Source organism: Glycocaulis sp. (assembly GCF_052168375.1).
GTDB lineage: Bacteria > Pseudomonadota > Alphaproteobacteria > Caulobacterales > Maricaulaceae > Glycocaulis.
Window position 1 is genome coordinate 1 of record NZ_JBQLZR010000152.1, and the last position, 12,607, is coordinate 12,607.

At 64.1% G+C, this 12,607-nt stretch carries 13 protein-coding genes and 1 tRNA gene; 8 read left to right on the top strand and 6 right to left on the bottom strand.

What is annotated here, in order from left to right; all coding sequences use genetic code 11:
* Positions 1-5 precede the first annotated feature (5 nt).
* A complete protein-coding gene (gene clpS / locus ACTS2Z_RS06020) occupies positions 6-362 on the bottom strand; it encodes an ATP-dependent Clp protease adapter ClpS (RefSeq protein WP_442572328.1) in 357 nt (118 codons plus the stop codon).
* A 283-nt stretch (positions 363-645) separates the two neighbouring features.
* Positions 646-721 (bottom strand) — tRNA-Lys (locus ACTS2Z_RS06025).
* A gap of 143 nt (positions 722-864) precedes the next feature.
* On the opposite strand from ACTS2Z_RS06025, the gene ACTS2Z_RS06030 reads away from it, so the two are divergent.
* Positions 865-1,470: a hypothetical protein gene (locus ACTS2Z_RS06030; protein WP_442572316.1), complete on the top strand. Its 606-nt coding sequence runs from the start codon at positions 865-867 to the stop codon at positions 1,468-1,470.
* 105 nt (positions 1,471-1,575) lie between these two features.
* The gene (locus ACTS2Z_RS06035; protein WP_442572317.1) at positions 1,576-1,977 is read left to right on the top strand and encodes a hypothetical protein; all 402 of its coding nucleotides are present in this window, start codon (positions 1,576-1,578) and stop codon (positions 1,975-1,977) included.
* Here the strand turns inward: ACTS2Z_RS06035 and tgt are convergent.
* Positions 1,974-3,104, bottom strand: coding sequence for a tRNA guanosine(34) transglycosylase Tgt (gene tgt, locus ACTS2Z_RS06040; protein ID WP_442572318.1), 1,131 nt, complete (start codon positions 3,102-3,104; stop codon positions 1,974-1,976). The two genes, ACTS2Z_RS06035 and tgt, sit on opposite strands and share 4 nt — an antisense overlap.
* 38 nt (positions 3,105-3,142) lie before the next feature.
* On the opposite strand from tgt, the gene ACTS2Z_RS06045 reads away from it, so the two are divergent.
* Together ACTS2Z_RS06045 and ACTS2Z_RS06050 are read left to right on the top strand one after the other, a co-directional pair.
* Positions 3,143-4,690 (top strand): acyl-CoA carboxylase subunit beta, encoded by a 1,548-nt coding sequence (locus ACTS2Z_RS06045; protein ID WP_442572319.1) that lies wholly within the window; start codon positions 3,143-3,145, stop codon positions 4,688-4,690.
* A 232-nt stretch (positions 4,691-4,922) separates the two neighbouring features.
* Positions 4,923-5,396, top strand: a complete 474-nt coding sequence (locus tag ACTS2Z_RS06050; protein ID WP_442572320.1) for a hypothetical protein — start codon at positions 4,923-4,925, stop codon at positions 5,394-5,396.
* A 39-nt stretch (positions 5,397-5,435) separates the two neighbouring features.
* Here ACTS2Z_RS06050 and ACTS2Z_RS06055 read toward each other — a convergent pair whose 3' ends face one another.
* Both ACTS2Z_RS06055 and ACTS2Z_RS06060 read right to left on the bottom strand, forming a co-directional pair.
* Positions 5,436-6,536: a glycoside hydrolase family 5 protein gene (locus tag ACTS2Z_RS06055; RefSeq protein WP_442572321.1), complete on the bottom strand. Its 1,101-nt coding sequence runs from the start codon at positions 6,534-6,536 to the stop codon at positions 5,436-5,438.
* On the bottom strand, positions 6,533-7,615 hold the full coding sequence (locus tag ACTS2Z_RS06060) for a GNAT family N-acetyltransferase (protein ID WP_442572322.1): 1,083 nt from the start codon (positions 7,613-7,615) through the stop codon (positions 6,533-6,535). Before ACTS2Z_RS06060 ends, ACTS2Z_RS06055 begins: the two co-directional genes overlap by 4 nt.
* Before the next feature lie 175 nt (positions 7,616-7,790).
* Between ACTS2Z_RS06060 and ACTS2Z_RS06065 the strand changes: the two genes are divergently transcribed.
* Genes ACTS2Z_RS06065 through ACTS2Z_RS06080 form a run of 4 tightly spaced genes read left to right on the top strand, consistent with a single transcriptional unit; the run spans position 7,791 to position 11,840 of the window.
* Entirely contained in the window at positions 7,791-9,245 is a 1,455-nt protein-coding gene (locus ACTS2Z_RS06065) for a lipopolysaccharide biosynthesis protein (protein ID WP_442572323.1), read from the top strand.
* Positions 9,242-10,135, top strand: coding sequence for a glycosyltransferase family 2 protein (locus ACTS2Z_RS06070; RefSeq protein WP_442572324.1), 894 nt, complete (start codon positions 9,242-9,244; stop codon positions 10,133-10,135). The genes ACTS2Z_RS06065 and ACTS2Z_RS06070 overlap by 4 nt, the downstream gene beginning before the upstream one ends.
* Positions 10,132-10,914 (top strand): polysaccharide deacetylase family protein, encoded by a 783-nt coding sequence (locus ACTS2Z_RS06075; RefSeq protein ID WP_442572325.1) that lies wholly within the window; start codon positions 10,132-10,134, stop codon positions 10,912-10,914. The genes ACTS2Z_RS06070 and ACTS2Z_RS06075 overlap by 4 nt, the downstream gene beginning before the upstream one ends.
* Entirely contained in the window at positions 10,911-11,840 is a 930-nt protein-coding gene (locus ACTS2Z_RS06080; protein ID WP_442572326.1) for a glycosyltransferase family 2 protein, read from the top strand. The genes ACTS2Z_RS06075 and ACTS2Z_RS06080 overlap by 4 nt, the downstream gene beginning before the upstream one ends.
* Here the strand turns inward: ACTS2Z_RS06080 and ACTS2Z_RS06085 are convergent.
* Positions 11,816-12,607: O-antigen ligase family protein (locus ACTS2Z_RS06085; RefSeq protein WP_442572327.1), on the bottom strand; the 792-nt coding region annotated here is incomplete at its 5' end. The two genes, ACTS2Z_RS06080 and ACTS2Z_RS06085, sit on opposite strands and share 25 nt — an antisense overlap.

A 12,607-nucleotide genomic window follows, 5' to 3' on the forward strand; every position in this document is an offset into this window, starting at 1 on the left:
CGGGACTAATCCTTTTCCATGGTGCACTGAAGAGGATGCTGTGCCCGGCGTGCGGCGTCCATCACCTGCGCCACCTTGGTTTCAGCTACCTCAAAGGTAAATACGCCGCACACCCCCACCCCATTCTGGTGAACATGCAGCATGATGCGAGTCGCTTCTTCCTGGTCCTTGTGAAAAATCACCATCAGGACCTGGATGACGAATTCCATCGGCGTGAAGTCGTCATTGAGCAGCAGGACCTTGTACATTGACGGGCGTTCGGTGCGCGGACGCGTCTTGACCGTGATGCCGGTCTGGCGCTCCGTGCCGCCGTCACCCGGGGCCTTCGGCCCTGCTCCCGATGGTTTGCGCGGGTCCGTCATGCCCATCCGCCGATCCGCCTCACTTCGTCCGCTGCCACACGTCCGGCAACGCTCGCTTCCCTGATTAAATAGGCATGCGGTGCAGCGTGAGAAGCCCTCAATGCGGGTTCTCAACAGTCCATTGCCCGGATGACGTGCGTGCGCAGGGTAACGAGCGTGGCGGCCTTGCGGGTCATCGGCATTACTGACCGGGCGAATCCGGCAGGCGCCCAGACGCATCATGCGCATAGCACAACCGGCGGAGCGCCATGCCCGTTCTGTTCTTGCAAATGCCTGAAATTCTTGGTGAGCCGGCCGGGGCTCGAACCCGGGACCTACTGATTAAAAGTCAGTTGCTCTACCAGCTGAGCTACCGGCTCTCATCAAGAGTGCGCGTATCTATAGAGGCGCGCCGCGCCGGTCAAGGCGGGCAAGTGCGTCACGATTACACGCTTCGCAGGCTGTTTGCCACGGCTTTGCCATCATGGGAAGGGATGGTCAGGCGATCAGAAGGACAGACCCCATGAAACTTGCGCGCGTGGCCGCCGTTTGCAGCCTGTCAGCCCTCGCCCTTGGTGCATGCTCGACATCGCGTGAAACGTTCGACGAGGCGGCAGGACGCACCATGCCTGCAGCTTACGATGCGCTGGGCGCGCCGCGCGAGCGCCCCGGCGCCGTCATGGTGGAGGAGGATGAGCGCACGGTCCCGACACCCTATGGCGGCAGCGGTGCGCGCCGCGTCTGTTCGACTGTTGCGACCGACATTGCCCGGCTCACCGCTGTTCTGGGCCCGGACAGGGAAATGCCGCCCTCGCGCAATGAAACGGCAGAGGAAGCGCGTGAGCGCTCCATCTGGGATAGCGGTCAGGATTTGCTTTCCCGAGCACCTGACGCGGCGCAGGACGCCGCCGTAGATGCCTATTACTCCGCGATTGTGGGACTGAATCCGGTCCGGCCGGTGGCGCGCTTTGTCCAGAACTCCGCCCGGATCGAGGCGCAGGCGCGGGCACAGCGCGAAATGGCCGACCGGCGGCGCGCCTACCTTCGCGGCCTGTTCGACGGTTTCGGTTGCAACCGGCAAGTGCTGGAACAGACCTTCATCCGTTACGGCCTCGCAGACGGCGAATAGGCGCAAAAATTGCGCGCCTGCCACCTTGACGCGCAATCACGCGCCTGTGCCCTATGGTGATGGGCGCCCGCATGGACGCTCAGCTGTTTGTCCGGGAGGACACGCGTGAACGGCACAATAGCGGTGGAGCTGTGCAACGTCCGGCAGATCGCCTGCGCACGCTTTCCTGAATGGACCAGCACCAGCCAGATTCGTGATTTGGTCGGGCGTCTTGCGGATGGAACGATCCCGGCGACATTTAACATCCTGCTCGACTTTACCACCACGCAATTCATCGAACTGCCGGGCATGGACGCGCTGGACATCGCCATGAAGCGGCGGCGGGGCCTGCCGGAATTCACGCCGACTCCTGTGCGCACCGCGATGATCGGCCTGAAGCCGTCCATCAATGATGTGCTGGACCTGTGGCAGAGCTTTCTGACCGAAGATCCGCCTGTAATCGTCTTCCAGCGGTTCGACAGCGAGGCGGATGCTCTGGAGTGGATCGTTCAGACCCGGCAGGGCTAGTTGCGCTTGCCCGTGCCCTCTTCCCACCGCTCAAGGAAACCGGCCCGGAAGGCCTCGAACTCGCCGGCTGCAATGGCGGCGCGCATACGCGCCATCAGGTTCTCGTAATAGGCAACATTGTGCCAGGAGAGCAGCATGGAGCCGAGATATTCGCCGGCCCGTACCAGATGGTGGACATAGGCCTTGGAGTAGTCCGTGCTGGCCGGGCAATCGACCGTTTCATCCAGCGGGCTGGTGTCTTCGGCGTACTGGGCGTTCTTCAGATTGAAGGGGCCATAGTCTGACCAGGCCTGGCCATGGCGGCCGGAGCGGGTCGGCATCACGCAGTCAAACATGTCGATGCCGCGCGCAACGGCCTCCACCAGATCGATCGGCCGCCCCACGCCCATGAGGTAGCGCGGACGTTCGTGAGGCAGGTGCGGCGTGGTCACGTCGAGCACCCGACACATCATCTCGAACCCCTCACCCACCGCGAGCCCGCCCACGGCATAGCCGTCGAAACCGGTTTCGATCAGGCTCTCAGCCGATTGCTGCCGCAATTCGGGATAGATCGAGCCCTGGACGATCCCGAACAGGTTCTGGGTCGTTCGCTCGCCGAACGCCTCTTTCGAGCGCCGGCCCCAGCGGATTGAAAGCTCCATGGATTTCGCCGCAGCATCCCGCTCGCAAGGGAAAGGCGTGCATTCATCGAGCTGCATCGAGATGTCAGCGCCCAGAAGGTCTGCCTGGATCTCGATGGAGCGTTCCGGGGTTAGCATGTGGCTGGAGCCATCGATATGGCTTTTGAAGGCAACCCCTTCCTCACTCATCTTGCGAAGTCCGGCGAGTGACCAGACCTGAAACCCTCCTGAGTCGGTCAGGATCGGCCCGTCCCACCGCATGAAATGGTGCAGGCCGCCAAGGCGCTTCACGCGCTCTGCACCGGGCCGCAGCATCAGGTGATAGGTGTTTCCCAACAGGATGTCGGCCCCTGCCTGACGGACCTGATCGGGGTAGAGCGCCTTGACGGTGGCAGCGGTTCCGACAGGCATGAAGGCGGGCGTACGGATGTCACCGCGCGCTGTTTTCAGCGTGCCGGTACGGGCAGCACCATCGACGGCGGCGATCTCAAAGGGAAAACTGGCCATGTGAGTCGGGGTCCCGGGGCTGCGGAGTTCAGGAAATCATGAGCTGGAAAGACGAAATCGACGAATTGCGCAAGCGTCAGGCGCTGACCAGGGGCATGGGCGGGCCGGAAAAGCTGGAGCGTCAGAGGGCTGCCGGCCGGCTGAATGTGCGTGAGCGTATCGCGCTACTGGCTGATGAAGGCAGCTTTCGCGAGATCGGATCAATAGCCGGTACGGCCAGCTATGACGCAAAAGGAAACCTGACCGGGCTGATGCCGGCCAATTGTGTGTTCGGACGGGCACAGGTGCGCGGCCGTGACGTCGTGCTGGTCGCCGATGACTTCACCGTGCGCGGCGGGGCAGCCGACGCGGCCATCGTGGAAAAGCAGATACAGGCCGAGGCCATGGCGCGCGATCTGCGCCTGCCGATTGTGCGTCTGATCGAAGGCACGGGCGGTGGCGGCTCGGTCAAGTCGATCCTGGACATGGGCGCCACCTATGTGCCCTTCAACCCCGCCTGGGATCTGGTGGTGGAGAACCTCGAAACCGTTCCGGTCGTGTCGCTATTGCTGGGGCCGGTAGCGGGCCTTGGCGCCGCACGGGCAGTCTCCAGCCATTACTCGGTGATGGTGAAAGGCCAGTCGCAAATGTTCGTGGCTGGCCCGCCGGTCGTGGCCGGGATTGGAGAGACCGTCACCAAGGAGGAGCTTGGCGGGGCAGACATCCAGCTCGCTGCAGGCGCGGTAGACGATGCCTTTGCCAGCGAGGCAGAAGCGATGGAAGCGGCACGCTGGTTCCTGTCCTACCTGCCCAACTCGGTACATGAACTGCCTGCCCGCGCAACGCCGCAGGACGATCCGGCGCGCACCGATCCGGCCCTGTCCTCAATCGTGCCGCGCGACAAGCGCTATGCCTATGACATGCACGCCATCCTGGCCTCGACGATGGACCGTGGCAGCGTGTTCGAGATGGGGCGCAATTTCGGTCAATCGGTCATCACCGCCTTTGCCCGCCTTGATGGCTGGCCGGTTGCGGTGCTGGCCTCGAACCCGAAAATCTATGGCGGCGGCTGGACGGCAGAGTCCGCCCAGAAAGTGACGCGCTTCATCGATCTGGCGGAAACCTTCCGCCTGCCCATCGTCAATTTCGTCGATATTCCGGGCTTCGTGATCGGAACGCGCGCCGAGCGGGCGGGCACGATCCGTCATGGCGCACGCGCGCTGGCCGCGCTCTATCAGGCTTCGGTGCCGATGTGCGCAATTATCGTTCGCAAGGCGTTCGGTGTCGCCGGTGCTGCCATGATGAACCATACCGGCTTTCGCTACCGCTATGCCTGGCCGTCCGGTGACTGGGGCTCCCTGCCGCTGGAAGGCGGTGTGGAGGCGGCATTCAAGTCCGCGTTGGAAACAGCAGACGACCCGGCTGCGATGAAGGCGGAACTCGCGCGCCAGATGCGCAGCTTTTCCTCTCCCTTCAAAACAGCGGAACGTTTCTGGGTGGAGGAGATCATCGACCCTGCCGATACGCGGCCTTTGCTGACGGAGTTTGCAAGGCTTTCGGCACCGTTGAGAGGCCGGGGCGATAAAAAGCCGCGCTACCGGCCTTAAGGCTTTGCCTTTCCCTGGTTCTTTGGGACGTTCGCTTCGCTTGCCCTCTCAAGTGAGGGAAAAGCACGCCAAACCCTCATCCTGGGACGCCGAAGGCCGTCTCGACGGACGAGGGGTTTCTCAATTAATTCAGAACTTTGCGAATCTTACCGGCTTCGTCAGATGCAAACGGCGCCGCTTTGAAGGACGCTGCCTTCATCAACTCCAAGCGGGAGTGAGAAGGAGAAACGTCATGAAGCGCATCGTTCTTGCCGGGCTTGCAGTGGCGGCCCTTTCAACGCCGGCCCTGGCCCAGGAGGGTCAGGTCATCCGCATGGGTGACAGCGCCCTTTCCTGCCGGGAAATCGTCGGCGAGGCCAATGCCGCAGCCGAAATCCTTGGCGGTGCGCCAGAGGGTGGTGTGTTTGATTCTGCCTACGCTGCCGACGCCCTTACGGGTGTCGCCACGCAGGCCGCGCTGATGTCGGGAGCGGGTCGGGCCATTCCCGGCATCGGCGCGGTGGGCGGCTTCATGCGCCAGAGGGCCCAGCAGCGCGAAGCGGAGCTGGCCGCCCAGCGCGAGGTGGCCGGGCGCCGCTGGTACTGGCTTTCGGGTCTCTATGAAGGCGGCCAGTGCGACAACGTTCTGCGCGCCGAGGCCGAAGCGGCTGCCGCGCAGGCCTATGAACAACCTGCCCAGGACATGAACGACAGCGGCGGAGAGTAAGTCCCTCCTTTCCACCGCATTGCGTGGCGCGCTGCTTCTCTAGTCCGGACGTCCCCGGTTCCGGCGGAAGGCAGCGCGCAGTGCGTTCATCGCCTCGTCCGACAATCGTACATTCATGCCGGTTTCGCGGGCCTCATAAGGCCGCCAGCCGCTTGGCCAGCGAAACGCCGCCCAGCTGGCCCCGGCTTCCTCCAGCGCCGCAATGCGCGTCTGGAAATACCGGCCCAGCTCCGGCGCGTGCAAGGCGGCCCCAAACTCCAGACAGGCCCAGCGCGGATTGCCCGCCATCATCGCCGTGAGGCGCCGTGGATCGCCGGACAGCGGGGTGCCAGCGCCTTCTCCCTGATGGGTGTACGCCCAGGGATCGTAATCATGCACATTGATGACGGTGTGGGCTGAAACCTCCGGCATGGCAGGCATCGCCTCGGCGCGCGCCCACCGGTCAGGGCTAAGGATCAAGGGCACACCGGTCCCGACCGGCCAGTTGCGGTCAATTGCGGCTGCCATCGCCGGCCACACCTCTGCCCGTCCGAGGTCCTGGCCATTGGGCTCGACCATGGCAAGTATTCCGGCAAGGGCAGGATGAGCGCCAAAACGCCGGGCGGCATGAAGGCTCATCGCGACCCAGGCGGCCTGCGCCTCTTCATCCTGCCAGAGCGACTGGTTCAGCAGGCGGCGCGGATACCAGTCATCCTCGGGGTGAAAGGCAAAGGCGCTGCGCCCCGGCCCAGTCCGGAAGCCGATAACCGTGTAGAGGCCTGCCGTCCGGCACATATCCAGCCAGCGCGCGATATGGTCCTCGATACGGGCGTCGAGCTCGAAGCGTCCGCTTTCGGCAAACAAGCCTGCGCCGGACCATACCGCCAGATTGGCGCCGGTTTCGGCAAGGGCATCGAGCGAGTCTTGCGAAATCGGAGCGCCCAGCAGGCCGGAGCCGAGAAACTCGCTACCATCAAGATCCGGATAGACGCGGCGCTGCGTGAAGACGGCGCCGCGCAAGGACGCGCCACCGGCATTTTCCCAGAGCGCCATGCGCGAAGATGCGACGCCATCGAAAGCGGCAAGGCGCAGCTGCGGCGGCGCAAAGCCCGCCGTGAGGGCAGCGCCCGCGCAGCCCAGGAAGCTGCGCCGGCAAGTCATGCGGGCCGGAAGGCGGCGTAGCGGTCGAGACGGCGGAAAGCGCGTGCAGGCAGGCTCGACAGCGAACCGAGCGGCAGCGCTTCTGCCACGGTTTCGATCTGGCTTGCCATATGGCGGGCCGTGCCGGCCAGTGACGGAGCCGCTGCAAAGCCGGTCGCCAGCGGGAATTGCCAGCTCGCCAGCTCGCGCTTGAAGTCATACTCGCCGGGGCCAAGATGGATTTCGCGCAATCCCGCGGACGAGAGTTCGCGCGCAATCTCCATAAGCAGGTTCAGGCCCGGACCCAGTTTCGAGAATTCGGGGTCATAGACCGGGAACCAGTAATGCAGCACGGTGTCAGAGCGCATGCCGACATGCATCGCCGCCAGACGCCCGTCGATCTCCAGGCTGGACACCAGCCCGTTCGCGCCCTCCAGCCCGCCGCCGACCAGCGTGTCGATCAGATCGCGCGTCCAGCCTACCGAAAAGACATCGAAATGACCGGTGCGGCGATACTGCGCCGATTTCCACTCCAGCGCTTTTTCCAGCACTTCAGGGCGGTCGTCAGAAATGCGGAAAACATGGCTCGACGTTTCGTCTTCAAGCTTGCGACGCCGGGCGCGAAGATTGCGGAAAGCCTTGGGCTCGATCGCACTGCGCGTTGCGAGCCAGGTTTCATAGCCCTCGCTGAGATCGATGACCCAGGAGCCATCCGTTTCGCCGGTATGGCTGCGAAATGCGCCTTGCGTGGCCAGCGCGCCGAAGAAGTCGAACACCGTCACACCGGCCTTGCGCATGATCTCTACAAGGTCGAACTGCGCGCCTCGCGCAGCGATGAAGCCATGATGATCGCTCAAAGGCCCGCCCAGAGGCCGCGCATGGCCCAGCGCACCGCGATGATAGGGCAGAAAGCCGGTGATCTGCCCGTTCTGGCGCACCACGATCACGCGTGTATCGGCGCGAACAGCCGCCATGGCGTCAAGGAAACCCAGAGAAAAATACGGACTGGCGAGGGAAGGGTCGGCAGCCTGAAAGCAGCGCCAGGCTTCGCGTTCACGAGGCCCAAGGGCATTGGCGCGGCATGTCTCGACCTCGATCATTCCCCTGCCCCTTTCACTGCCACACACACAATCCCTGACCCAATACGGCACGGTTCATCCCGAATCCGGCGCGTTAAGGCGGTTCTTAAGGCTTGTTATGCATGGTGCATTCCGCAAGTGGCCCGGCATCAGGATTGCTTGCCTGCATTGTCATGAACCAGCGGGACACGCCTGCATGCTGAATCGCCACCTTCTGACCTATCTGCCGGTCTATGCCGCCCAGATCCTTGTCGGGTTCGGCAGCGTGGTGGTGTTCACCCGTTTGCTGTCGCCCGAAGATTATGGCCGCTACACGCTGGTGCTTGCCGGTGCCCTGCTGACGCAGACCCTTGTTTTTACCTGGCTGGACGCCGCCGTGGCACGCCATCATGCCCGCGCGAGCGCCCGTGGCCGGCTTGGCGGACATCTCGCGACCGCCTTTTCGCTCTACGCCATGCTGGCGGTTGCCAGCCTTGCCGTCTTTGGTGGCGTGATCGCACTGGCGCCAGTCAGCACCGAACTGAAAACGGTCTGTGCCTTCGCGCTGGTTTCGCAGGTTCTGCGCTCAGCGATAATGATCGCGCTGGAAACCCGGCGCGCCGAAGGTGAAGCGGTACGCTTTGCCCTGCTGGAAAGCCTGATCCTGGGGTCGGGCTTCGGTCTCGGTGTCGTTTTCATCCTTGCTGGCGGAATGGGACCGGCAGGCCCGTTTGCAGGCATGGCGCTCGCCTGCCTCATCGCCATCCTGATCGACATTCCCGTCCTGCTCTCAAAGGCAAAGCGCGACCGTGCCGGACCGCGGCGCGCCGTACGCTTCTTTGCCTACGGCGCGCCAGTAGCCGTATCGCTTGTTTTCGAGCACCTGCTCTCTACCGGCGACCGGTTCGTGATCGCAGCGCTTCTGGGCGAAGCCTCCACCGGTGCCTATGCCGCCGGATACGGGATCACTGACCGGTCCTTGAACATCATCTTCATCTGGCTCGGCATGACGGCGGGGCCGCTCGCCATCAAGGCGTTCGAACACGAAGGCGCCGAGGCGGCGCGCGCTGTCCTGCGCCAGGCGGCCAGCCTCATGGGTCTGATCGCGCTGCCTGCCGCGACGGGCATTGCCCTTCTCTCAGAACCCTTTGCCCGCCTCCTGATCGCCGAAACCCTTGCAGATCCGGCCTCGACGATTATGCCGTGGATCGCCGTCGGTGCGATGCTGAACGGCTTCATGACCTATGTCTTTCACGAGAGTTTCGTGATCGGTCGGCGCCCCAAGGTCATGGCCGCACTTATGGCAGGCAGCGCCATCCACAATCTTGCGCTGAACCTGGCCCTGATCCCGGTTTTCGGCCTTGTCGGCGCGGCCCTGGCGACCGTGATTTCCTATGCCCTCGCGCTTGTCGCCTGCATGGTGATGGGGCGCGGCATCTTCCGCCTTTCCCTGCCGATCGAGGACTGGAGCAAGGCAGCCGGGGCTAGCGTGGTCATGGGACTGGTGCTGGTTCTCCTGCCTGCGCCGCAGGATGCCTTCATCCATCTCGCCAGCCATATTCCGGCAGGCTTTACAGTCTATGCCGTGACGGCGCTGGCGCTCGATGTGGCCGGGTGCAGAAGCGTCTTCCTTTTGCCCTTCGTTCGGCGCCTGCAATGGAGGAGCGCATGACGAAGCCCTTCCTCTCCGTCCTGGTCCCCTTTCACGGTGACGACCCGGCAGCATTGCTGGACGTGCTCTGCAGTGAAGCGGGTGATGATACCGAAATCGTCCTTTTCGATGATGGCTCGCCGGATTCATCCGCCTACGAGCGGCTTTGCACCCATCCGGCTGCTAAAGAGGGCCGGGCGCGCGTTTTGCGTTCCGGGATCAATTTGCAACGTTCCGGCGCCCGCAATGCGCTTGCCGAGGCGGCGCGCGGCGAGTGGCTGCTTTTTCTCGATGCCGACATGGAGATTGGCTCAGGCTTTCTGACCCGCTGGATCATGCTCATGCGCGCCGGCACCTTCGATGCAGCCTATGGCGGCTATCTCGTGGCTGAAGCACCGGAAGGTGCCTTTGCGGTCCATGCCAGCCTCGCCCGCGCCGGTGATGTTGATAACGCCGCCGGGCGTGCGGTGCGCGGTGCTTCGGCCTTTGCAGGTTCCAACCTCGCTGTCCGGGCAAGCCTGATGGAGCGCGTAGCCTTTGATGAGGCCTATCGCGGCTGGGGCTGGGAGGATGTCGACTGGGCGGTGCGCGCCGCCAAGGCGGGCCGCCTGGCACACGTCGACAATCCGGCAGGCCATGGAGGCCTTCAGAGCGTGGACCGGCTGCTGGCGAAGTTCGCCGAGGGCGGCATCAACTATGCGCGCTTCCTTGCCCGCCACCCTGATCAGGCGAGCCTTCCCGGTGCGCGCATGGCGCGCCTGCTGGCCCAGTGGAACCTGTTTCATGCGGTGCAGGCCATGGCCCCTGCCCTGACGCGGATGCGCCACCTGCCGGTTCGCGTGCGCGTGCTTGCACTGAAGGCTTACAAGGCCGCGTGTGCGGCTGCAGCCCTGAAGGCGGTGCGGCCATGAGCAATATCTACCAGCCTGCGGGAGGACTGTTCGGCAAGGTCCGCCGTCTGGCAGCACGGGCGGGTGTTCGCCGCTCCTTGCAGACCGATTTCAGTGCGCCGGTAGTCTCCTTCACCTTCGATGACTTCCCGCGTTCGGCGGCGCTCAATGGCGCGCCGATGCTGGAACGACGGGGCTGGAACGCGACATGGTACACGGCGATGGGCTTTCTGGGCACGACAACCCATCTGGGCGAGATGATGGAGCGGGCCGATATCGAGGCCTTGAGTGCACGCGGGCACGAGATCGCCTGCCACACCTACGCCCATCTGGATGCCAGCCATTGCGATCCGGTTGTCTTCGCCGACGATTGCGAACGAAACTGCGCCGAGCTGATGGATCTTGGAATCTTGCGTCCGCGTACCAGCTTCGCCTTTCCGTATGGCGAGGCCAGCCCTGGCACCAAGAGCGCCCTTCAGGGCCGCTATGGCGCCATGCGCGGGGTGCGCCACGGCATCAATCGCAAGGGCGATGACCTGAACCTCCTGAAAGCAGTAGCCCTCGATGGTGGCAAGGCCGGCCTCGAGAAAGCCCTGCGGGCCGTCCACGAGGTCGATCAGGCACCGGGCTGGCTGATCTTTTACGGCCATGATGTGCGCGAAAACCCGTCCGAATGGGGCTGCACGCCCGATTTTCTGGCGACGGTCTGCGAGGCGGTGGCGGCCCTCGACCTGCCAGTCCTGACCGTTGGCGATACGCTGGCGATGATTTCGGACAAGCCGTTGCGGGCCAGCGCATGAGCATGGCGGACAGCGTCAGTGTGCTGATACCGACCTTCCGGCGACCGCTCGGAATAGCGCGGGCCGTCGGCAGCGTCCTTGCCCAGACCCGCCTGCCTGAGGAGATCGTCATCGTCGACAACGACCCTGCGGCAAGCGCGCGCGACTTTGTCGAAGACCTTGCCCGCGATGCACGCCTGCCCATCCGCTACATCCATGCATCGCAGCCCGGTGTCGCCAATGCGCGCAATGCGGGGTTTGCCGCAGCAAATGGACGTTTTATCGCGCAGCTGGACGATGACGAGGCGGCGCGCCCGGAATGGCTGGAAGCGCTTCTGGCGACACGCGAAGCGATGGACTGCCCGGTCGTCTTTGGCCCTGTAAGCCCTCTCGCGCTGGGTGCCCGCCCGATGACACGCGCCTATCTGGAGCGGCTCTATGCGCGCACGGGACCTGAACAGGACGCGCCGCGCACCAGAGACTGGGGGTGTGGCAATTCCCTGATAGACCGGGCGAGCGTCTCCCTGCCCGATCCGCCCTTCGATGTCCGCACCAATGAGGTGGGCGGCGAGGATGATCTGCTCTTTGTCGGCTTGCAGGAGGCAGGCATCCGCTTTGCCTGGTCCGCACGCGCCGACGTCATCGAATATGTCGGGGGCAACCGGGCGCGCTGGCCGCACATGCTCGCGCGCAGCTTTGCCTATGGCCAGGGAGCCAGCCAGAACTGCATCCATGGCGGGCGGGTGAACCTTCCCGCGCTCGCAGGCTGGATGGTGGTCGGCTTGGGACAGGCGGTTGTGTTCGGCCTTGCGGCCCTGCCCGCTCGTCTGATGGGCGGAGCGCAGGCCGGTGCGGCCTGCCTCGACAAGGCCGTTCAGGGGATCGGCAAGGTGTTCTGGGCGGACGGGCTAGCTCCGCGTTTTTACGGAGCGGCCTCACGCGGCTGAGCGAGTTTTGCAGCCGTTGCGGTGAACATCACCCACATCAGCGAGTTCTGTTCGGCGAGATTGCTCTCCGAAAAACTGATCAGGCCCCACATGACAAGGAAGGGCAGCGCCCAGTAGGTCTCATTGCCTCTGAACAGGCGCATGACCGCGCTCGTCAGCGCGCCGGCATAGGCGATGGCTGCTATCGAGACACCAACCAGACCTGTCGCCAGCGCCGTTTCGATCCATCCATTGTGGGCGGTGGGCACCGGCCATGAGGTTTCCAGGCGCACCCAGTGGGCAGGTCCCATCTCCACCTGCCAGAACACGCCATAGCCAAAGCCCAGAAGCGGCCTCTCGGCGATCTGGCGCATCAGGGCAATCCAGATATCGGTGCGCCCCGTGAGCGTCGCATCACGTCCCAGCGCCTCGAGAAGGACGCCCGGACCGATGACGAGGACAAGGACGCCCAGCGCCACACCGACCACGCCTGTCATCACCGCTATGGCGGACGACGCCGCATCACGCCGCGCCATGGCGATCATCCCCGGCCCGGCAATCGCGATGAAGCTTGCCAGCAGCGCGGTGCGCGAAGTGGACAACAAGACCAGAGCGAGTGCCGGAATAACGGCGCCAAGCCAGATCAGCCGGCGCCTTTCATCGAAGGCAGCAGCTCCGATGAAGGAGAGAACTGCCCAACCCATCATGGCGCCAAGCGTGTTTTTCTCCCACCACAGCCCCTTCCAGGCGCCGGGGTGGATTTCCTGCATCACGCCAAAGCCCGGCAC